This is a genomic window from Halomonas sp. BLK-85 (assembly GCF_044792155.1).
Classification (GTDB): Bacteria; Pseudomonadota; Gammaproteobacteria; order Pseudomonadales; family Halomonadaceae; genus Vreelandella.
The window spans coordinates 1820493-1842007 of record NZ_CP087731.1 but is presented as its reverse complement, the minus strand read 5'-3'; the positions used below and the strand labels follow the sequence as shown (position 1 = coordinate 1842007).

General features: G+C 55.4%; 23 protein-coding genes. 19 read left to right on the top strand and 4 right to left on the bottom strand.

Annotated features, from left to right (window positions below):
• The first annotated feature begins 1 nt into the window (after position 1).
• The 7 genes from LL947_RS08275 (at position 2) to LL947_RS08245 (ending at position 6614) form a co-directional block, all read left to right on the top strand.
• A complete protein-coding gene (locus LL947_RS08275; RefSeq protein WP_499832918.1) occupies positions 2–928 on the top strand; it encodes an electron transfer flavoprotein subunit alpha/FixB family protein in 927 nt (308 codons plus the stop codon).
• 332 nt (positions 929–1260) lie between these two features.
• A complete protein-coding gene (locus LL947_RS08270; protein WP_290823911.1) occupies positions 1261–1872 on the top strand; it encodes a superoxide dismutase in 612 nt (203 codons plus the stop codon).
• A 321-nt stretch (positions 1873–2193) separates the two neighbouring features.
• Positions 2194–2415 (top strand): glutaredoxin-like protein NrdH, encoded by a 222-nt coding sequence (gene nrdH / locus LL947_RS08265; protein ID WP_404413406.1) that lies wholly within the window; start codon positions 2194–2196, stop codon positions 2413–2415.
• Between the two features lie 8 nt (positions 2416–2423).
• On the top strand, positions 2424–2858 hold the full coding sequence (nrdI, locus tag LL947_RS08260; protein WP_404413405.1) for a class Ib ribonucleoside-diphosphate reductase assembly flavoprotein NrdI: 435 nt from the start codon (positions 2424–2426) through the stop codon (positions 2856–2858).
• The gene (gene nrdE, locus LL947_RS08255) at positions 2840–5008 is read left to right on the top strand and encodes a class 1b ribonucleoside-diphosphate reductase subunit alpha (RefSeq protein ID WP_499832917.1); all 2169 of its coding nucleotides are present in this window, start codon (positions 2840–2842) and stop codon (positions 5006–5008) included. Before nrdI ends, nrdE begins: the two co-directional genes overlap by 19 nt.
• 25 nt (positions 5009–5033) lie before the next feature.
• Positions 5034–6011, top strand: coding sequence for a class 1b ribonucleoside-diphosphate reductase subunit beta (gene nrdF / locus LL947_RS08250; protein ID WP_499834393.1), 978 nt, complete (start codon positions 5034–5036; stop codon positions 6009–6011).
• Between the two features lie 204 nt (positions 6012–6215).
• Positions 6216–6614 (top strand): GFA family protein, encoded by a 399-nt coding sequence (locus LL947_RS08245; RefSeq protein ID WP_499832916.1) that lies wholly within the window; start codon positions 6216–6218, stop codon positions 6612–6614.
• Between the two features lie 36 nt (positions 6615–6650).
• Here the strand turns inward: LL947_RS08245 and LL947_RS08240 are convergent, their stop codons facing one another.
• Entirely contained in the window at positions 6651–6818 is a 168-nt protein-coding gene (locus tag LL947_RS08240) for a type II toxin-antitoxin system YafQ family toxin (protein WP_499834392.1), read from the bottom strand.
• A gap of 77 nt (positions 6819–6895) precedes the next feature.
• Between LL947_RS08240 and LL947_RS08235 the strand changes: the two genes are divergently transcribed.
• From LL947_RS08235 to LL947_RS08205, 7 genes are all read left to right on the top strand, one after another.
• Positions 6896–7150, top strand: coding sequence for a type II toxin-antitoxin system Phd/YefM family antitoxin (locus tag LL947_RS08235; RefSeq protein WP_499832915.1), 255 nt, complete (start codon positions 6896–6898; stop codon positions 7148–7150).
• The gene (locus tag LL947_RS08230) at positions 7143–7406 is read left to right on the top strand and encodes a Txe/YoeB family addiction module toxin (protein ID WP_499832914.1); all 264 of its coding nucleotides are present in this window, start codon (positions 7143–7145) and stop codon (positions 7404–7406) included. Before LL947_RS08235 ends, LL947_RS08230 begins: the two co-directional genes overlap by 8 nt.
• A gap of 349 nt (positions 7407–7755) precedes the next feature.
• A complete protein-coding gene (locus LL947_RS08225; RefSeq protein WP_499832913.1) occupies positions 7756–8526 on the top strand; it encodes a DUF3450 domain-containing protein in 771 nt (256 codons plus the stop codon).
• On the top strand, positions 8523–9884 hold the full coding sequence (locus LL947_RS08220) for a MotA/TolQ/ExbB proton channel family protein (RefSeq protein ID WP_499832912.1): 1362 nt from the start codon (positions 8523–8525) through the stop codon (positions 9882–9884). The genes LL947_RS08225 and LL947_RS08220 overlap by 4 nt, the downstream gene beginning before the upstream one ends.
• A 1-nt stretch (position 9885) precedes the next feature.
• A complete protein-coding gene (locus LL947_RS08215) occupies positions 9886–10428 on the top strand; it encodes a MotA/TolQ/ExbB proton channel family protein (protein WP_290824090.1) in 543 nt (180 codons plus the stop codon).
• Entirely contained in the window at positions 10421–10828 is a 408-nt protein-coding gene (locus tag LL947_RS08210) for an ExbD/TolR family protein (RefSeq protein ID WP_499832911.1), read from the top strand. Before LL947_RS08215 ends, LL947_RS08210 begins: the two co-directional genes overlap by 8 nt.
• Complete coding sequence (locus LL947_RS08205; RefSeq protein ID WP_499832910.1) at positions 10825–11637, top strand: energy transducer TonB; 813 nt, start codon at positions 10825–10827, stop codon at positions 11635–11637. Before LL947_RS08210 ends, LL947_RS08205 begins: the two co-directional genes overlap by 4 nt.
• A gap of 16 nt (positions 11638–11653) precedes the next feature.
• Here LL947_RS08205 and xthA read toward each other — a convergent pair whose 3' ends face one another.
• Together xthA and LL947_RS08195 are read right to left on the bottom strand one after the other, a co-directional pair.
• Positions 11654–12487, bottom strand: coding sequence for an exodeoxyribonuclease III (xthA, locus tag LL947_RS08200; protein ID WP_499834391.1), 834 nt, complete (start codon positions 12485–12487; stop codon positions 11654–11656).
• Complete coding sequence (locus tag LL947_RS08195) at positions 12487–12726, bottom strand: hypothetical protein (protein ID WP_499832909.1); 240 nt, start codon at positions 12724–12726, stop codon at positions 12487–12489. Before LL947_RS08195 ends, xthA begins: the two co-directional genes overlap by 1 nt.
• A 178-nt stretch (positions 12727–12904) precedes the next feature.
• Between LL947_RS08195 and rhlB the strand changes: the two genes are divergently transcribed.
• On the top strand, positions 12905–14179 hold the full coding sequence (rhlB, locus tag LL947_RS08190; protein WP_404413400.1) for an ATP-dependent RNA helicase RhlB: 1275 nt from the start codon (positions 12905–12907) through the stop codon (positions 14177–14179).
• A 5-nt stretch (positions 14180–14184) separates the two neighbouring features.
• Entirely contained in the window at positions 14185–16314 is a 2130-nt protein-coding gene (gene dinG, locus LL947_RS08185) for an ATP-dependent DNA helicase DinG (protein ID WP_499832908.1), read from the top strand.
• A 62-nt stretch (positions 16315–16376) separates the two neighbouring features.
• On the opposite strand, the gene LL947_RS08180 is transcribed toward dinG, so the two are convergent.
• Entirely contained in the window at positions 16377–17453 is a 1077-nt protein-coding gene (locus LL947_RS08180; protein WP_499832907.1) for a 3-deoxy-7-phosphoheptulonate synthase, read from the bottom strand.
• Between the two features lie 491 nt (positions 17454–17944).
• Here LL947_RS08180 and rpoE point away from each other — a divergent pair, with 491 nt between their 5' ends.
• The 3 genes from rpoE to LL947_RS08165 all read left to right on the top strand — a co-directional run bounded on the left by rpoE (position 17945) and on the right by LL947_RS08165 (position 21356).
• Positions 17945–18547 (top strand): RNA polymerase sigma factor RpoE, encoded by a 603-nt coding sequence (gene rpoE / locus LL947_RS08175; protein WP_290823033.1) that lies wholly within the window; start codon positions 17945–17947, stop codon positions 18545–18547.
• 197 nt (positions 18548–18744) lie between these two features.
• Positions 18745–19467 carry a sigma-E factor negative regulatory protein gene (locus LL947_RS08170; RefSeq protein ID WP_290823032.1) on the top strand — a complete coding sequence of 241 codons (723 nt, stop codon included), beginning with the start codon at positions 18745–18747 and terminating at the stop codon, positions 19465–19467.
• Between the two features lie 473 nt (positions 19468–19940).
• The gene (locus tag LL947_RS08165) at positions 19941–21356 is read left to right on the top strand and encodes a DegQ family serine endoprotease (protein WP_499832906.1); all 1416 of its coding nucleotides are present in this window, start codon (positions 19941–19943) and stop codon (positions 21354–21356) included.
• Positions 21357–21515: the final 159 nt, after the last annotated feature.

Sequence of the window (21515 nt, the reverse complement as noted above, 5' to 3'; positions counted from 1 at the left end):
CATGAGCATTCTGGTATTGGCGGATGTGCACGAAGACCAACTGGCAGCCGCTACGGCAAATGTTGTTGCCGCTGCTCAGGCCATTGGCGGCGATATTGACGTTCTGGTGGCGGGTGAGAATGTGCAGGCAGCGGCTGACGCAGCGTCCAAACTTGATGGGGTTAGCAAGGTGCGAATTGCCGATAACGCTATCTATGCCCATCAGCTGGCTGAGCCTATGGGCAAGCTACTACTGACACTTGCAGATGACTACACCCACATCCTGGCCTCTGCGTCTACCACGGGCAAGAACGTTCTTCCGCGTTTGGCTGCCTTGAAGGACGTCAATCAGTTATCCGACATCACAGCGGTAGAAAGCGCAGATACGTTCAAGCGCCCCATTTATGCAGGTAATGCGATTGCTACCGTCAAAAGTGAGGACGCCCTCAAGGTAATTACTGTGCGTCCCAGTGCGTTTGATGGCGTGGCAGAGGGTGGCTCTGCCAGTATTGAAACAATCGATATCGTGGTGGAAAACACCCAGTCCACCTTCATTGGCGAAGCGTTGGCCAAGTCTGACCGGCCCGAACTGGGCGGTGCCAAGGTGGTAGTTTCCGGGGGTCGTGGGATGGGCAATGGAGATAACTTCAGGCTGCTTGAAGGCATTGCTGACAAACTGGGTGCTGCCATGGGGGCTTCACGAGCAGCCGTTGACGCAGGTTTTGTGCCCAATGATATGCAGGTGGGGCAGACCGGCAAGATTGTTGCGCCGGATCTTTATATTGCTGTGGGCATTTCCGGTGCCATTCAGCATCTGGCGGGTATGAAAGAGTCCAAGGTGATCGTGGCAATCAACAAGGATGAAGAAGCACCGATTTTCCAGGTGGCTGATTATGGTCTGGTCGGTGATCTGTTCGAGGTGCTTCCGGAACTGGAAAGCAAACTATAAGGCATTTGGCTAAACGCGCCTCTGCTTGTCGTGTGTAGATCTCTCCCTGAACAGCCGGCTCTCAAAGAGAGGCGGCTTTTTTCTGGCCAAAAAATTAGGTAGACTTTAAATAGTTGACTAAATTACTTGGTCAATGCGGCACGGTATAATCAGGCCACTACATCGGAAAATGGTGACTGCAACAGTTGAAAAACTGTCATACAGTCCGCATATAGTTTTTAGAGCGTAAATGCCAAGCATTGAATTCATGACAAGGCGTTCATGAGATTGACAACAGCACCGGTCGTTGAACGCCATGATATTCGTAAAAGCCACGCAAGGAGATGATAACAATGGCACATACACTGCCTGAACTACCCTACGCTTATGATGCACTTGAACCGCACATCGACGCGATGACCATGGAAATTCACCATTCGCGTCATCACAATACCTATGTCACTAACCTTAACGCCGCGCTCGAAGGTACTGGCCTTGAGGATGTGCCGGTTGAAGAGTTGATTGCCAATCTGGATCGAGTTCCTGAAGAAAAGCGTCAGGCGGTCATCAACAACGGTGGCGGTCATGCCAACCATTCCATGTTCTGGCAAATGATGTCTCCTCAGGGTGGCGGTCAGCCGCAGGGCCATGTGGCCAAAGCAATTGATGCCGAACTGGGCGGTTTTGATGCATTCAAGGATGCTTTCAAAAAAGCGGCGCTTGGGCGTTTTGGCAGCGGCTGGGCCTGGCTCTCAGTTACGCCTGAGAAAAAGCTGGTGGTAGAAAACACCCTGAACCAGGACAGCCCGATCATGCACGGCAACACTCCTGTTCTGGGTCTGGATGTATGGGAACATGCCTACTACCTGAAGTTCCAGAACAAGCGTCCTGATTACGTGGAAACTTTTTACAACGTCATCAACTGGGAAGACGTTGAACGTCGCTATCAGGCTGCTATTGCCTGATCCCAAACCGGGATTGACGACACCTCAGCACTGAGGTCGTCATCAAGAACCGCTCCCTGAGAAGGGGGCGGTTTTTTTGTGGATAAAACAACAAACTCAGTCATTGCATGAGACTTCAAGGCGAAGCCGCGGGCTGTCCGCATGCTGCGCCTGGGTAGGATACTGGGTAGTAACTGTCAATAACCTGTGGATGAAAAATACTACATGTGCCTGGTTTGATTTTTCCAGTATCTATATATAGTATGCATTGTACGTTCAAAGAATACGAAGCACTAGATGTGCCTTACCTGAAAAACACTGCGATGAAAAGGAAAAATAGCCATGGGAATCCAGATCTATAGCAAGCCTGCCTGCGTTCAATGCACTGCCACCTATCGCGCACTGGATAAGCAGGGCCTTGAATATACCGTCATCGATATCACCGCCGAAGACAGCGCCCAAGCGCAGGTAGAAGCGCTTGGCTACCGACAGTTGCCGGTCGTAGTGGCAGGTGAAGAGCACTGGTCAGGGTTCCGTCCGGATCGAATTCAGGCACTGGCCTGATCCTTGTCATGCAGATGGCGGATACGGTAGCCGAGCCGGCAGGCACGCTGGTGTATTTTTCCACCAAGTCAGGGAATACCCACCGTTTTATGCAGAAGCTGGGGTTCAATGCTCAGCGATTGCCGCTGAATCGTCAGGAAGCCAGCTTACGGGTAGAGCAGCCATATATTCTTGTCACCCCTACCTATGGTGGAGGGCATGCCAAGGGGGCCGTTCCCAAGCAGGTGATTCAATTCCTGAACGATGAACATAACAGGGGCCTGATCCGCGGCGTGATTGCCGCCGGGAATACCAATTTTGGCGATGCATTTGGAATGGCCGGGCAGATTATTGCCGAAAAGTGCCAGGTACCGTTTTTGTATCGATTTGAGCTGTTTGGCACCGATGAGGATGTCATCAGAGTTCGTGAAGGAGTAAATGCATTTTGGAAACGTCAATTCTAGACCAACAACAAGCACCTGACGCTGCCGCGCCAGACCGGCGTGCGCTGGACTATCATGCTCTGAATGCCATGCTGAACCTTTACGGTGCCAACGGTGAGTTGCAGCTGGATAAGGATCGTGAGGCTGCGCGTCAGTACTTTCTTCAGCATGTGAATCAGAACACTGTCTTCTTCCACTCACTGGAAGAGAAGCTGGATTACCTGGTGGAAGAGGGCTATTACGAAGCCAATGTCCTGGCCCAGTACTCGGCCGAATTTATCAAGGGATTATTTGAACAGGCCTACGCCTACAAGTTCCGCTTTCCAAGCTTCCTGGGTGCTTTCAAGTATTACACCAGCTATACCTTGAAGACATTTGATGGCAAACGTTATCTGGAACGCTATGAAGACCGTGTCTGCATGGTCGCCCTGGCGCTTGCGCGCGGTGATCAGGCTTTGGCCAGGTCGCTGGTGGATGAAATCATCAGCGGGCGTTTTCAGCCGGCAACGCCGACTTTCCTGAATTGCGGCAAGCAGCAGCGCGGCGAGCTGGTGTCGTGCTTTCTGCTGCGCATCGAAGACAACATGGAATCGATTGGCCGTTCGATCAACTCGGCGCTGCAGCTTTCCAAGCGCGGCGGCGGGGTAGCCTTCCTGCTCAGCAATATCCGCGAGTCAGGGGCGCCGATCAAGCGTATCGAAAACCAGTCGTCGGGCATTATCCCGATCATGAAACTGCTTGAAGATGCTTTCTCCTATGCCAACCAGCTGGGTGCGCGACAAGGCGCCGGGGCGGTGTATCTCAACGCCCACCACCCGGATATCCTGCGCTTTCTGGACACCAAGCGGGAAAATGCCGACGAAAAGATTCGCATCAAGACGCTGTCTCTGGGCGTGACGATTCCGGATATCACTTTTGAGCTGGCCAAGCGCAACGACGACATGTACTTGTTCTCGCCCTATGACGTTGAGCGGGTCTATGGCATGCCCTTTGGTGATATCAGCGTTAACGAGAAGTATCACGAAATGGTCGCTGATGCGCGTATCCGCAAGCAGAAAATCAATGCGCGCGCGTTTTTCCAGACGCTGGCCGAGCTGCAGTTCGAGTCCGGCTACCCGTATATCATGTTCGAAGACACTGTTAACCGCGCCAATCCGATTGCCGGGCGCATCAATATGAGTAACCTGTGCTCCGAGATCCTGCAGGTTAACACGCCCACCCAATACGATGATGACCTTGGCTACCGTGACGTAGGGCATGACATCTCCTGCAACCTGGGCTCAATGAATATCGCCAAGGTGATGGATGCGGGAGATATCGGTACCAGTGTCGATATTGCCATTCGCGGGCTGACGGCTGTCTCTGAAATGAGCAACCTGCAGAGCGTGCCCTCCATTGCCGAAGGTAACGCCAAATCCCGCGCCATTGGTCTGGGGCAGATGAACCTGCACGGTTTTCTGGCCCGTGAGCATATCTATTACGGCTCTGATGAAGGCCTGGACTTCACCAACCTGTATTTCTATTGCGTGGCCTTCCATGCCATTCGCGCCTCAAACCAGCTGGCCATTGAACACGGCGAGACCTTTGCGGGGTTCGAGGATTCCACCTATGCCTCGGGCACTTTCTTTGACAAGTACACCGACCAGGCCTGGCTGCCGCGCACCGAAAAAGTACGCCAGCTATTTGAGCGCAGCGGTATTGCCTTGCCGACTCAAGAAGACTGGCAGGCACTGAAGGCATCTGTGATGGCCCACGGCCTGTATAATCGTAACCTGCAGGCGGTACCGCCGACGGGTTCGATCTCATATATAAACCATTCCACGTCCAGTATTCACCCGGTGGCGGCGAAGATCGAGATCCGTAAGGAAGGTAAACTGGGACGTGTCTACTACCCGGCGCCTTTCCTGAACGAGGCGAACTTCGACTATTTCCAGGATGCCTACGAAATCGGTCCGGAAAAGATTATCGATACCTACGCCGAGGCTTCTCAGCACGTCGACCAGGGGCTTTCGCTGACACTGTTCTTTCCGGACACTGCGACTACCCGGGATATCAACAAGGCGCAGATTCACGCCTGGCGCAAGGGCATCAAGACGCTTTACTACATTCGCCTGCGCCAGAGTGCGCTGGAAGGCACGGAAGTGGAAGGCTGCGTTTCCTGCACCCTCTAACCTGATCACGCGACTGACAAGGGTAATTCACATGAATATGATGCAACGTTTATCGCGGGTTGATGCCATCAACTGGAACCGCCTTGAAGACGATAAGGATCTGGAGGTCTGGAACCGTCTGACCAGCAACTTCTGGTTGCCGGAAAAAGTGCCGCTGTCCAATGATATTCAGTCCTGGAATACCCTGACCCAGCAGGAAAAACAGCTGACCATACGGGTATTTACCGGCCTGACCTTGCTGGATACCATCCAGAGCAGCGTGGGCGCGCCGGTGTTGATGGACGACGCCCGTACTCCCCACGAAGAGGCGGTATACACCAATATCGCCTTTATGGAATCTGTGCATGCGCGTTCCTACAGCTCGATTTTCTCGACCCTTTGCAACACCCGTGACGTGGACGACGCCTTCCGCTGGAGTGAGGAAAACCCCAACCTGCAGATGAAATCCGAGCTGATTCTCAAGCGTTACCGCTCGGATGACCCCTTGATGCGCAAGGTCGCCAGCGTCTTTCTGGAGTCGTTTCTGTTCTACTCGGGCTTTTACCTGCCGATGTACTGGTCCAGCCATGCCAAGCTGACCAATACCGCCGACCTGATTCGTCTGATCATTCGCGATGAAGCCGTACACGGCTACTATGTTGGCTATAAATTCCAGCAAGCCCTGTCAGAAGCCACCGCGGAACGCCAGCAGGAAGTCAAGGACTACGCCTATGAACTGCTGTTGGAACTCTACGATAATGAGGTGCGCTACACCGAATCACTCTATGATGAAGTGGGTCTGACGGAAGACGTGAAAAAGTTTCTTCACTACAACGCCAACAAGGCGCTGATGAACCTGGGCTTCGAACCACTCTTCCCCAGCAGCGTCACGGATGTCGATCCGACCATCATGGCAGCACTTTCCCCGAGTGCAGACGAAAACCACGACTTCTTCTCCGGCTCCGGCTCCTCCTACGTCATCGGCAAAGCCGTCGCCACAGAAGACGACGACTGGGCGTTTTAAGCCTACGATTTTTCCTGCCCAAATGTGGCGAGCGAGTGCTCGCCACACCCTTTATAAGTAAACTCTGCTGCGCTCAGGCTGAATGTGTGGTTGGAATAACCGCTAGCCCAAGCAGACCAGATACCTCCAATACACGTGCTGTCGGGTTTATTTAAGTTATGCAAACGAGGTAAATCACTGCTATTGCAAAAAGGAGGCGCATTAATGAAGCAAACAGGTAGTTGTCTCTGTGGAGGGGTTCAATATGAAATCAACGGTCCGCTTACCGATGTTCTGAACTGTCACTGTTCAATGTGCCGCAAGCTTCATGCCTCGGCTTTTAGAACCCGTGCTAAAGTAAGGTCTTCAGATTGGTACACCGTCAAAGGCCAAGAGCTACTGAAATTTTATGAATCGTCTCCGGGTGAGCACAAAGGGTTCTGCTCAAACTGCGGTTCCAGCCTCTATACCAAATTTGATGCAGCCCCTGAGATGTATGGTTTCCCACTCGGAACACTTGATACTGACCCCGAGGTAAAAGCAGGGCGCCATGTATTCGTGTGCAATAAGGCTCCTTGGTTCGAGATTACCGATGATCTGCCCCAGCATGCAGAGTACGACTGAAACAGTAATAAACGACCGCGTAAGATGGACATCTCGTTAGGCCGCCGCTTTGCTGCGCGTTATTTGAGGTATGCAGCAGCTAGAAAAACTCGCTGTGAGAACCAATGCATGCAAGTTGTAGTGTGTGTTGTTGATTCTATAGATCAGAACAAGATCAGGCAGAATGTGGCAATCGTGAAAACCATGCCAAGCGCTAGCTGACAGAATGATATGTACATTTTATTGCACATGTCTGAGGGCGAGGCTATACTTGTACGCAAAACTGTGCAAGTGGAGGGTTTATGAGAATTGTATCTTTTACAGAGGCAAGGAATGGCTTGAAAGCCGTGCTGGACGCTGTGGTAAACGATGCCGATACCGCCGTGATTACGCGTCGTGATTCAGAAGATGCCGTTGTTATGTCTCTTGATTATTACAACAGCCTGATGGAGACGGTGCATTTAATGCGCTCACCTGCAAATGCTGAGCATTTGAACCGTTCAATTGCGCAATTCAAAGCGGGTAAGGTAAAGCAAAGAGCTTTGATTGATGAGTAGCCGTTTACTCTCGTGGACTGACGAAGCATGGAGCGATTATCTGTATTGGCAAACGCAAGATAAAAAAACGCTTGAACGGGTAAATAAGCTGATAAGTGACGTAAAACGCTCACCTTTTGACGGTATCGGCAAACCTGAACCGCTAAAAGAAAATCTCGCGGGTTTTTGGTCAAGGCGGATTGATGATACGAATCGGTTGGTCTATGCAGCTGATGACCATGCAATCACTATCATTTCGTGTCGCTATCATTATTGAATCAGGCCGTTTATTCGTGCTCCAATCCTGTTTATAAATCAGCGGTTGCCGGTCATCAGTTTCCGCTATTCTAACCATATGGGTTTGAAACCAACAATATACCGTTATCTTCTACTTCTTCTTTCTCTCCTGTACCTTTTCTTAATTGTACGCCTCGCCTCAATTGAGGCAGATTGCCAGCATAGCACTAGCTATTCGTTTCGGCTCCAATAAATGTTAATGATAAGTATTGTTATTTGCTCTGCAGGTGGTAGGCTATGCGCTTTGCAATCAAACGTAAATGGTTCTCATATCTAATTGAGGCGGTGCGCGATCTTTTCAGCGCACCTGCCAGTAACGGAGGCATGACGTGCTGAAAAGGCCTTTACTCGCCCTGCAGGGATGCTGGCTTGCCGGTGTTCTGGCCAGCGGCACGCTGATGGCAAGTAGCAACATCATGGCGCAGGAAGAGCAGGGTGGGGCGCCGTCTGCGTTCCAGCAGCAGATTGAGGCAGCGGATGACTCGACCCGCTCAGCCATTGAAGAATTGCGCCGCCTTGAACGCGATACCCACCAGCTGCAAGCCGCCAACGCTGCCTTGAGTACCCGCCTGGTCAGCGAGGCCCAACACCAGCAGCGCCTTGAAAGAGCGCTGAATAACCTGGATGGCACCCGCGCTGCCTTGCCAGAGATCGAGCAGCTGATGAGGGAGCAATTAACCGCCTGGATCAATGCTGATCTGCCGTTTCTGAAAGACGAGCGCCTGGCGCGTGTGTCGCCCGCCGAACCTGCCCAGGCCGATAGCGCCACCCGGATTGCGGGCTTGCTGGAAGCCTGGCGCGCCGAACTGGCCTACGGCCGCGCAGTGGATAGCTGGCGCGGGCGCCTGCAACCGGATGAAGGCAGCCCCCGTGACGTCGAGTTCCTGCGCCTTGGCCGTATTGGCCTGTACTACCTCACGCCAGACGGTCGCCAGGGCGGCGTATGGGATGTCGAGAGCCGCCAATGGCTCACGCTGGATGAAACTGCCCGGCGCGAGGTGCGAAACGGCCTGCGAATTGCCGATGAACAGCGAACTCCCGAGCTTTTGCGTTTACCGCTTTCGGTGAGGGTGGAAGACGCTGCAGGAGGTCAGCGATGAAAGTGCTGATCTGTCTAATCTTGCTGGCCAGCCTGACCGCCAGCGGCAAGGCGTTGAGCCAGACCGAGGGCCTGGTGTCGCTACAGGACGCCCGGGAAGCGGCAAGCGCCTTGGATCAAGCCAGGCTTGAAGCGCTGCTCAATGACCCGCAGGCGCTGGATGCGGCGCTGGATGATGCCCGAGCCAAGTACCAGGCCGCTGAGCAGCAGCAGGCAGCCTTGGTGGAACAGCAGCAACAGCAAATACTGCGAGCACAAACCCTGACTGAGCGCCAAGGTGAGCAGGGCGAAACGCTAACGGCGCTGCTGGCGGATCTCTCCCGGCATAGTGAAGACGTGCGCAACGAACTGGGCGGCGATAGCTGGTTAACTTTAGAGGCCAATGCGCTGCCACCGCGCCTGGATGATATTGACGTATTGGCGCCTGAGCAGATTGAAACCCTGGTGGATAGCCTGGCGCGGCTGACTCAGCGCACCGGGCAGGCCGAGCGCCTCGAGCGGCCCGTGGCGGATGCCAGCGGCGAGATTGCCGTGCGTGATATTGTGCGCCTGGGGGATTTTGCGGCCTTTACCGATACTGCCTTGCTCAGCATGCCCCAGGAAGAAGGGCATTTGGCTGAAGTGCCGCGAACGCCCTCGGCAATCAGTGAGGTGCTGGCGGACTATCACCAAGGAGCCAGCCGCGTGTTTGCCATCGACCCGACCCAGGGAAGCGTTTTGAACGCCCTTGCTCAACAGCCCAGCCTGTTGGAGCGCTTCCATCAGGGGGGCTATGTGGGCTATGTCGTCGTCGCTTTAGGTGGTCTGGGAATGCTGGTGGCCCTGATACAGTATGGCTACCTGAGCGTGGTCAGTCTGCGGATGCGCCGCCAGTGCAAGGCCTTGGGTCAGCCATTGGCGAACAATCCCCTGGGCCGGGTGCTGGCGCGCTTCAAGGAGTTGGACAAGCATCAGGCTCCGGAGGCGCTGGAGGCCCGCCTGGATGAGGCTGTGCTGGCGGAGCTTCCACGTATTGAGCGCGGGCAACCGATTGTCAAGCTGCTGGCCGCCATTGCCCCGCTGCTTGGCCTGTTAGGCACGGTGACCGGCATGATAGTGACCTTTCAGGCGATTACTGTATTCGGCACCGGCGACCCCCAGTTGATGGCTGGCGGTATCAGCCAGGCGCTGGTCACCACGGTGCTGGGGCTGGTGACGGCCGTGCCGCTGCTGTTTGCCCAGACGGCCCTGGCGACCCGCAGCCGCCTGATCATTCAGACCCTGGAAGGCGAAGCGAGTGCTGCTCTGGCGGATCATCTCGAATCAGGTTCATCCTTACCGTTTTTCACCCTTCCTTCTGATAAGCACGGAGGGCTATGAAATGCCCGACTTGCCTTTGTGGCTGACACCGGTAGAGCGCCTGTTAGATGCAGGCGGGCCCGTGCTGGGCGTATTGGCACTGGTTGCGGTGATGGTATTTGGTATGGCAATTGAACGCTGGTGGTATTACCGCGTCAGCTGGCGCCTTGCCCGCCGCCAGCTGGTCCGCCGTTGGACGATGCGCAGCGATCATCGCAGCTGGAGTGCTCGCACGCTTCGACAGGTGTGGGCTCAGGCACTGGTGGCCAGGCTGCGCCGCCCCTTACCCTGGATCAAGCTCTTGGTGGCATTGTGTCCATTGCTTGGCTTGCTGGGTACGGTGACCGGCATGATCAGCGTTTTTGATAGCCTGGCCCTCAGCGATACCCATCAGGCCCGGGCCATGGCCGACGGTGTGGCGCGGGCCACGCTGCCCACCCTGACCGGCATGGCCATTGCGTTGGTCGGGCTACTCTTGATCAGCCGTCTGGAGCATGTAATCCGCCGGGAAGACCAGCGCCTGCATGATCGTCTGGCTCGCGCGCTGGAGGAAAACAATGCGTAGACGCCGTTCTATGGAATCCACGACAGACAGCAATGAGGTAAACCTGACACCGATGCTTGATGTGGTGTTTATCATGCTGATCTTTTTTATCGTCACCACCAGCTTCATCAAGGAAAGCGGCGTCGAGATCGAGCGCCCAGACGCCTCAGCGGCAACGCCTCGCCCGGAGGCTCAGGTGCTGGTGGCCATTACGCCTGAAGGCGCTGTCTGGGTGGATGGCAAGCCAGTGGATGTACATCGCATTGGCCAGCAGGTAGCCGACATGCTGACCGATGACGGCGCTGTGGTTATTCAGGCAGATCGGGCGTCCACTACCGGTGTGCTGATTGAAGTGATGGACCACCTCAAGCAGGCCGGCGTTGAACAGGTCGCGGTAGCGGCAAACCGGAGCGAACAATGATGCGCCATCTGCTTTCCATGCTGGGAGGGATGACGCTGGCCGTAGGCCTGTTCTGGCTGATTGCCCTGATGGTCACCCCCCCGGAGCGGCCAGTGGAAGCCCCCGAAATGACGATGTCGATGACCCTGCTGGAAGCCACCGAGTCAACCGAAACGCCAGCTGAACAGTCAGCACCAACGCCTGCCGCCAGCGAAAGCCGGCCTGACGCAAAGGCGCGGCCTCCTCAGGTGGAGCCGGTGCCGGATGTGTTAGCGGACGCTGACAGTCAAGTGGTCAATGAAAGTGAAAGTCCGCAACCGGAACCTGAGCCCGAACCAACACCTGAGCCCGAACCGAAACCGGAACCAGAACCGGAACCGGAACCAGAACCCAAACCTGAGCCCGAGCCAAAGCCCGAGCCCAAACCAGAATCAGAACCCGCAGCCAAGCCTGAACCTACGCCCCAGGCAGATGCCGCGTCCAAGTCTGCGGACGAACATGCATTTGCTTCACCTCAGCAAGACGCGCCTGCCCAGGCACAGGCTGCGCCTTCAAATGAGCCGCTGAATGTCGGCCAGCTGGCCCCCGCCAGCCGGGTAAATCCCACCTACCCACGGCGCGCCCAACGGCGCGGGTTGGAAGGGTTCGTTGAGGTGGAGTTTATGATCCGTCGTGATGGTAGCGTGGATAGCCGCACGATTCGCGTGATCCAGGCCCGGCCGCAGCGGGTATTTGAAGAAGCGGCGTCGGACGCCATTGCTCGCTGGCAGTTTGAGGCCAGCGAGCAGCTCAGGCGTGCCACTCAACGCATTGAGTTTCAGCTAAGGTAGGCAGCACCAGCGGGGATCAGGGGGCATCTTTCAGGGTGATGGAAAAATCACTCCAGGTAGGCGCATGGTCGGAAGGCTTTTCCATGGCGCGCAGTGGGTAGTCGATATCCGCGCCGGAAACGCAGTCTGCCAGCGGTTGGGTGACCAGAATATAGTCAATCCGCAGGCCGCGTTTGGGGTCATCATTAAAGCCTTTGGAACGGTAGTCGAACCAGCTGAAATGGTCATTGCGCTCAGGGTGGATCAGACGATAGCTGTCGCTTAGCCCCCAGGCCTTGATGCCTTCCAGCCACTCGCGCTCAACCGGCTGAAAGCTGGTCTTGCCCTCGCGCAGCCAACGCTTGCGGTTCGGCTCACCAATGCCGATGTCCTGATCCTGTGGCGAGATATTGAAATCGCCCATCACGGCAAGACGCTCATCCGGGCGATGCTGCTGATCAAGTAGGCGGGCCAGTTGCTGATAGAAACGCTCTTTATAGGGGAACTTGGTGGGGTGAGCAATGTTTTCCCCTTGGGGAAAATAGCCATTCCAGACCGTTACGGACTCACCATCCTCAGCTGTCAGGCGGGCGCCGATCATGCGCTTCTGGTCGTCTTCTTCCTCATCGGGGAAGCCGTAAAAGACAGCTTCCGGCCTCTGCCGGCAAAGCAGGGCAACGCCATAATGGCCTTTCTGGCCAAAATAGAAGACGTGGTAACCCATGGCTTCAACCGCGTCGCGTGGAAAGGCGTCATCATGCACCTTAGTTTCCTGCAGACCGATCACATCAGGCGCAAGCTGATCGATCAGAGCCTGCAACTGGTGCAGCCGGGCGCGAATACCATTGATATTGAAAGAGACCAGCCGCATCATGAGTCCTCTTTGTTGTCCTTGTCGCCGGGGTGGATCTGGATGGATTGACCGCTTTCCTGGCGGGCTATCTTGCGGGCCGCCTGCAGCTTGCGTTGCTGCTGCTTCTTGGCGACGAAACGCCGTGAAGGCGCGACCTGATCCGGGTTGTCGTGGCGCCACTTTTTGAAATCCTTGCGCCGACCGGTGCGAATCGTCACCTTGTCGGCGAGTGAACGGGTTTTTTTCTTGCGCGTCATATCACGCTCCGCTGATATAAAAACGTTGGTGTTGAACTGTATTCTAACAGTCCAGACGCCATCACACATGGAGAACACAATTGATAAGGGTGCCTGGCGGGCAAAGCCTGTTACAATGCTGCCCCTAGAACTTAAGATCAGTACGCAACATTCACCGTAACAAACGAATAGAGAGCCTATGAGCGAGCCGGAACAGACCCCCGCATCGGCCCAGAACCGTAAGCCTAAACGTCGTCGTCGCAAGCCGCGTCGTCGCCAGTCGAACTGGGATCTGCGCCAGTTTCAGGTGCCCGCTGTGGCGGGTAAATGGCGCTTTCATGATTTTGATCTGCCGCTACCCCTGATGCGTGCCATTCACGCCCAGGGGTTTGAGTACTGCACGCCAATCCAGGCCGAAGCCCTGCGCCAGACGCTACTGGGTGGTGACATTGTGGGCAAGGCACAGACGGGGACCGGCAAGACGGCCGCCTTTCTGATTTCAATGTTAGCCTACTTTCTGGAAGAGCCCGCGCCGGAAGGCCAGAAACAGGGCGCCCCACGCGCGCTGGTGATTGCGCCTACTCGGGAACTGGCCCTGCAGATCGAGAAAGATGCCCGTGCGCTGGCGCGCTTCACCAAGCTGAATGTCGCCAGTGTTGTTGGCGGTATGGATTACCAGAAGCAACGTGATGGCCTGGGTAAGAAAATCGATATTCTGGTGGCCACGCCAGGCCGTCTGCTCGATTTTCATCAGAAAAAAGACATCGACCTGGGGGAAGTGGAAGTGCTGGTGCTGGATGAAGCCGATCGTATGCTGTCAATGGGCTTTATTCCTGACGTCAAGCGCATTATCCGCTATACGCCCAGAAAGGAAGAGCGCCAGACCTTTTTGTTTTCGGCGACCTTTACCGAGGATATCCTCAATCTGGCCAGCCAGTGGACGCTGGATCCGGCGCATGTTGAGATTGAAGTCACTCTGGAAAATCAGGCGGATATCGATCAGCGTGTGTATATGGTGTCTGACGATGACAAGCAGCGCCTGCTGGTCAGCCTGCTGGAGCAGGAAAGCTTTGAGCGCGTGATGGTCTTCGGCAACCGTCGTGACCTGGTGCGCAAGCTCAATGATGTGCTGGGCAAGGCCGGTATCAACGCCGCCATGCTGTCTGGTGATGTGCCTCAGGCGCAGCGGATCAAGACCCTGGAGCGCTTCCGCGAAGGCGAGATCCAGGTGCTGGTGGCGACCGATGTGGCCGGTCGTGGGATTCACATTGATGATGTCAGCCACGTGATTAATTATACCCTCCCGGAAGACCCGGAAGATTACGTCCATCGTATCGGACGTACCGGCCGTGCCGGCGCCAAGGGGGTGTCGATCAGTTTTGTCGGTGAGGAAGATGCTTTCTCGCTGCCGGAAATCGAGCGCTACATCGATGAAAAGCTGCCCTGCGAACATCCGCCGGAAGGCTTGCTGTAACGCTCATGCTGGATGATGCGCTGAAAAGCGAAATACAGGCAGCCTATCGCCGGGTGGTAGAACAGCTGTCGCTGACGCCTCGTTATGGCCAGCGCCTGATGATGGCTGAAATTGCCCGTACCCTGGGCGGTATCAGCATGGACAGCGATGGCAAGCGCCAGAACGATACCCATGTCTGCGTGCTGGAAGCGGGCACCGGTACGGGGAAGACCCTGGCGTACCTGCTGGCGGCGCTGCCAATTGCCAAGGCCCAGGGCAAGCGCCTGATTGTCTCGACGGCCACTATTGCCTTGCAGGAACAGGTGCTCAATCAGGACTTGCCCATGCTGGCCAGAGAAAGTGGGCTGTCCTTTCGCTATTCTCTTGCCAAGGGGCGCGGCCGCTACGTATGTGTGGCGCGCCTGGATCAGGCTACCGGTGGAGCTGAACCCAACCCGGCCATGTCATTGTTCGAGCAGGACCTGGCCGCGGGTAACAGCGAGTTTGAAGCGCTGGCGACGCGCATGGTGGACGCCTATGGCAAGGGGGAGTGGCAGGGAGACCGGGACAGCTGGCCGGAAAGCATTGATGCCCAGAGTTGGCGGCGATTGACGGTGGATCACCGCCAGTGTACCAACCGCCGTTGCGGTCACTTTGCAGCCTGCGCCTTTTTTCGTGCCCGTCGTGATCTGGAAGAAGCCGATGTGATTGTCGCCAACCACGATCTGGTGCTGGCGGATCTCTCGCTGGGTGGCGGTGCAATCCTGCCTGAGCCGGAAGAGGCCATCTTTATCTTTGATGAAGGCCATCATCTGCCTGATAAAGCGCTATCGCACTTTGCCCATCGTTTTGCGGTACATGCTTGCCTGGGTTGGCTGAAAACCCTCAAGAATAGCCTGACCGAACTCAATCAGGCGCTGGCCGCACAGACGACGGTGGCGCGCTTGCTGGCGACGCTACCGGATACCCTGCAAGCGCTTGAGCCCCTGCTCGGCGATGTGTTCCAGACCGGCTACCAATTGGCAGGGCGCCCTGACGGCCTGCACGACGATGAAACCTTCCAGCAGGTGCGTTTTGAAGGCGGCAAGGCACCTGATGGGCTGCGCGAGCAGGCCACCCAGTTAGTGAAGGTATTTGCCAACCTGGCCCGTACTCTGGAAAGCATCAGCGATATCCTGCGCGAAAGCCTGGATCCTGATAAGCAGACGGGCCTGGCCCGTGAGCAGGCTGAAGCCTGGTTGCCACTGGTGGCCCTGGTGCATGGCCGGGCCGATGAGGCTCATGCGCTATGGGTGGCTTTCAGTAAGGTGGACCCGCCCAAATCGCCACCCAGTGCGCGCTGGATCAGCCTGAGCCGGGTCAATGGTGAGCCGGATATTGAGTTTTCGGCAAGCCCGGTTTCAGCAGCAGAAACCCTGGCCAAAACCCTTTGGGGCCGCTGCCATGGCGCCGTGGTGACCTCCGCGACGCTGACGGCGTTGGGACGTTTTGAACGTCTGCAGGAACGCGCGGGTCTTGCCAGCCGATATCGCTATCAGGCGTTGCCCAGTCCGTTTGATTACGCCAATGCGGTGCTCAGTGTGCCCCAGGCAGCCGCTGACCCGGGCAACCGTGATGTTCACGAGCAGGCAATCGTTGAGTTTGTGGCGGCGCTGGGCAAGGACGAAGCCACGCTGGTGCTGTTTTCCTCTCGGGCCCAGTTAAGAGCCGTCGAAAAGGCTTTGCCCGAGCGCGTGAAACAGCGTGTGCTGGCTCAGGATGCCCTGCCCAAGCGCGAGCTTCTTGAACGCCATCGTGAAGCCGTGGATGTGGGCAAGGGCAGTATCATCTTTGGGCTTGCCAGCTTTGCTGAAGGAATAGACTTGCCAGGCGCCTACCTGACTCATGTGATCATTACCCGGCTGCCATTCGCGGTGCCAGATGACCCTGTAGGAGCCACGCTGGCCGAGTGGATCGAAAGCCAGGGCGGGAACGCCTTTATGCAGATCAGTGTGCCTGACGCTTCAATCAAGCTGGTGCAGGCCTGTGGTCGTCTGATTCGCAAGGAAAATGACCGGGGCAGGATCACGCTGTTGGACAGGAGAGTGTTGACGCGTCGCTACGGCAAGGCACTGCTGGATGCCTTGCCACCGTTTCGGCGCGAAATTGCGGGTTAGTGATAGGCGTCCGCCCCGCTTAGGCAAGCCGGGCGTACGCTGCAGCGTTTGATGAATACAGCTCAGGCAGCAACACGCTTGGCCAGCACGGCTGCCAGCTTTTGATCCATGGTGGAAAAAGCGTCCACGGTGGTGTCCCAGTCAATGCAGGCGTCGGTAATCGAAACGCCATATGTCAGTTGGCTCAGGTCGGCAGGCACCTTCTGATTGCCCCAGCCAATGTTGGACTCAACCATCAGGCCGATAATCGACGTATTGCCGTCGAGAATCTGGTTGGTGACATTTTCCAGCACCAGTGACTGAAGAGCGGCATCCTTGTTGGAGTTGGCATGCGAGCAGTCGATCATGATGTTGGGCGACAGGCCGGCTTTTTTGAGCTCCTGCTCGGCCAGTGCCACGCTGACGCTATCGTAGTTCGGCTTACCATTGCCGCCGCGCAGGACTACATGGCCGTAGGCGTTACCGCGTGTGCGAATGATCGACACCTGTCCGGCATGGTTGATGCCCAGAAAATTATGTGGGCTGGCCACTGACTGAAGGGCATTAATGGCCACATCCAGGCTGCCGTCGGTACCGTTTTTGAAGCCGACCGGGCCGGAAAGTCCGGAGGCCATTTCCCGGTGCGTCTGGGATTCTGTGGTGCGTGCACCGACAGCTGACCAGCTGATGCAATCCTGCAGATATTGGGGTGAAATCGGATCCAGAGCTTCAGTAGCCAACGGCAGACCTATTTCAGCCAGGTCAACCAGCAGGCGGCGGGCAATGTGCAGGCCTTCCTCGATCTCGAAGGAACCGTTAAGGTGAGGATCGTTGATCAGGCCTTTCCAGCCTACAGTGGTGCGAGGCTTCTCAAAATAGACGCGCATGACGATATACAGGCTGTCGCTGACCTTGTCGGCGAGTTCGCGTAAGCGCCTGGCGTAATCCTTGGCGGCCTCCACATCGTGGATGGAGCATGGGCCTACCACCACGAGTAGACGCGGATCATGACCATCGAGGATGTTCTGAATGGTCTGGCGGCCTTCAATGACGCAACGCTCGGCTCTGTCGGTAAGGGGGACGGCCTGTTTGAGTGCTTCCGGCGTGATCAGGACATCCTGAGCGAGCACGTTAAGGTTATTCACTTGCTGTTCTGACATCTTGCTACCTGTATGTGTATGAGGGTTGGTAAAAGGGTCTGGATATAATAATGAAAAGTCAATCTGGTCGGGCTTTCAGGAAGTTGTAACGTTCAGAGGTCAAGCACCTTGGAATAGATGCAACTTTATAGTGCCTGACATCGCTTGGCCAGTGATCGACCGGCAATTGCAGCGCAATCTCCTGAAGCCCTGCGGCAGATCAATGGATCAACCGCTTGATGCCAGGGCCATAACGCGTAACACTATTCACCTTGTAAATTGCTCAACGAAAAGGGTCGGCTGAATGTCACAAAGTGCGAAAAATACTTGTACCCTGTCCGCTTTTCGTTATTCCGGTTAGTCATTGTGACACTTTTGCTTGACGACCCGGGTAATAAACAGTTTAACCATATGCTCAAGGGACGCTATGCCGTTTGCCGAGAATGCCCATTTTAATCAGGGACCGTATCTGGACAATACCGCCACTCCAAGCAGGCTGAAGGAGTGTTTGCATGGGCACTCGTGAAACCGACCAGCAGCTGGTCGAACGGGCTCAGAAAGGTGATAACCGGGCGTTTGATCTGCTGGTCAGGAAATATCAGCACAAGATTATTGGTCTGATCAGCCGATATGTCCACGATCATTCCGAGGTGCAGGACGTGGCTCAGGAAGCCTTCATAAAGGCCTATCGGGCGCTGGGAAACTTTCGCTCGGAGAGTGCCTTCTACACCTGGATGTACCGTATCGCCATCAACACCGCCAAGAATCATCTGGTATCCCGCAGTCGCCGGCCACCAGGCCATGATGTGGATATTAGCGATGCGGAAATTGTGGATCAGAGCGGGCGTCTGTCAGATAGCGAGTCGCCGGAAGCATCCATTGCCCGGGATCAGCTGGAAACCGCTGTGTATGAGGCAATTGAAAACCTGCCGGATGATTTGCGCACCGCCATTACACTGCGCGAACTGGATGGGTTGGCCTATGAAGATATTGCTCAGGTGATGCAGTGCCCGGTGGGGACCGTGCGCTCGCGTATTTTCCGTGCACGTGAAGCCGTCGATGAACATATTCGCCCTCTGGTGAGCACGGCGCGCAACAGCCGCGACGAAGCCTGACCGAATGACGGCGATTTTTTTGATCGGATAGCCAGCATGCATTGAACTGTTAAGATAATCTGGCGTCACATTAGTGCGATGCAGTGAAGATGGTCATCCGTAGAAGGTGACTTCCACTGCTAGGGTGGGAGAGACGATAGGGTCTTGGCAAGGGGAACAGTATTCATGTACCCCGGATTATTGTGAGGATGTGAAGTATGAGTCAGAACACGCACGAGTCACTGTCAGCTTTAATGGACGGCGAAAGTGACGAGCTGGAACTGCGCCGTGTACTCAAGGGGCTGGACGATGAAGGTGATGCCGCAGATACCTGGCGGCGCTACCATCTTGCCCGCAGCATGATGCAGCGTGATAAAGAGGTTGATGTCAGTATGGATCTTTCCGCTGGCATTATGGCGCGTATTCAGGAAGAGTCATCCGAACAGATGGAGACACCTGTTGAAACGTCACCTCGCCAGAAAAGCGGCTCAATGTCATTCGCACGTGGTGCCGGCATTGCAGCGGCAGTATCCCTGATGGTGATTACGGGTGTTCAGTATTTCAATAGTGGCACTGACCCGGTCGAGCAACCCGGTAATGTGGCCAACAATGCCACTCAGCCTGTTCAGCAGGTACAGCCGGTCAACCTCTCATCATTTTCGGCGTCCAACCCCATGGTCAGTGATACGCCAAATGAAGTTCCCATGTTCGAGCAGATGCCATTCCGGTTATCCGGCGACAGCGCATCAGGTAATGGCTTGATGACAGTCAGCGATGGCAATCTGGCCATGCCCAGTGTCCAGTCCTCTTCAAGCATGAATATTCAATCCTTTGCCATGGATAGTGAGCAATTGCGCCTGCTGAAATCCTACTTCGAAGAGCACGGTCAATATGATGCTGATGCCTGGTCAACCTCGGCTTCTTCAGCTGCCTCGGAGTAATGTTTCTGATCAATGAGCGCCTGACCCTATTGTCAGCAGCCCTAGAGTCGCCTGAATCCCGTTATTGAGGCATTCCTAACGCCTATTGGCCGAAAGAGATCCAGCCTGTCGCGGCTCTATGAGTTCACGGCAGGCAAAGTTTGAACAATATTGGCTTGCCGGCACGAAGTCATCAATTACGCATGCATCAAGCATGCTTGATTGCTCTCCCAATCTTGCCCACTTCCTATCTGGACGTTTCAACTGCGCTTTCAATCGCCTTGATAATGACGCTGTCTGTCCCCACATATAAATCATCAATTGTTACAGAACGCTTCCGTTCAAATCTTGTCAATGATTAGGCATGACGTTTCCCGGATGTTGGACTGCTGCTGAAAGCATGCTGTATCTCTTGCCTGAATTCCACTGACCCTAAATGCTGTAACCCGGCTTGTTAGTCTGAAGCCTTGTGAACAAAAATACAGGAGCTATTCATGAAGCGTTTGATTGTCCCTGCTGTGCTCGGGTGGAGCTTGATGGTGCTGATGTCTTTTAGCGTCGTTGCCCAGGCCGATTCTTTACCCGACTTTACCGAGCTGGTTGAAGACACTTCGCCAGGCGTCGTGAACATTTCCACTACCCGAACATTGCCTAGTCGCAGTTCTTCCTCATTCCAAGGGTTTGACAATGAGGACATACCGGAAATTTTCCGTCACTTCTTCGGCGACCGCCTTCCCATGCCACCCGGTAATGATGCGCCTGGCCAACGTCAGGAGCGTCAGTCGCTAGGGTCAGGTTTTGTCATCAGTGAAGAGGGTTATGTGCTCACCAATGCCCATGTGGTGGAGGAAGCCGATGAGATACTGGTACGCCTGAATGATCGCAGAGAATTGCCGGCAGAGCTTGTTGGCAGCGACCCTCAAACCGATGTAGCCCTGTTGAAAGTGGATGCTGACGATTTGCCGACTCTGGAATTGGGTGATTCTGAAGAACTCAAGGTAGGCCAATGGGTTGCCGCCATCGGCTCTCCGTTCGGTTTTGACTATTCCGTCACGGCGGGTATTGTCAGCGCTATCAATCGCACCCTGCCGCGTGATGTGTACGTGCCTTTCATCCAGACGGATGTTGCCATTAATCCAGGCAATTCCGGTGGGCCGCTGTTCAACCTGGAAGGCGAAGTTGTCGGCATCAACTCCCAGATCTTTACTCGCAGTGGCGGCTTCATGGGGGTTTCGTTTGCAATCCCGATCAATGTGGCCATGGATGTGGCTGACCAGTTACGCGACGATGGTCGAGTGAGTCGCGGTTGGCTTGGGGTGATGATCCAGCCGGTTTCTCGTGACCTGGCTGAATCTTTTGGCATGGATGATGCCACCGGTGCGCTGGTGGCGGACCTTGACCCTGAAGGCCCGGCCGCTGATGGGGGTGTTCGTGCAGGCGATGTCATTCTTGAAGTGAACGGTGAAGAAGTCGAGCGTTCCAGCGTGCTGCCGCGCTTGATTGGCCGGGTCTCTCCCGGGGATGATGTCACCCTGCTGTTGCTTCGTGATGGCCGTGAAATCACGCAGGAAGTTGCCCTGGGAAGCTGGCCTAACAGCGAAAATGAAAGCGGTTTGGCCGATCGGGATAATCAGGTGCGCCTGGGTGTCAGTGTCAATGAAGTGGATGCGGAAACCCGCGAACGGCTGAATATTTCTGGTGGTGTTGAAGTCACAGCGGTTGAGCCGCAAAGCATTGCAGCCCAATCAGGTATCCGTGCTGGCGATATTCTGGTCAGCATTGATCATCGTGAAGTGACATCGGCGTCAGAGCTCAGTGAAATCGTAGCAGCGTTGCCCGACGACCGAGCCATTCCCTTGCGTCTTTTCCGTGATGGTCGTTCGCTGTTCGTGGCCCTGCGAATGGACTAACGCCAGGGCGTACCTGGATCAACTGCATGACCATAGCCCGGCTTATGCCGGGCTTTCTTGTCTCAATAGACGTGGCGATATGACGACAGCCCCGCCTTGCCGGTGTACAATGCATCCCAATTTTATTTTCTAGCGCCCAATGGCATGCCCATAACTTTG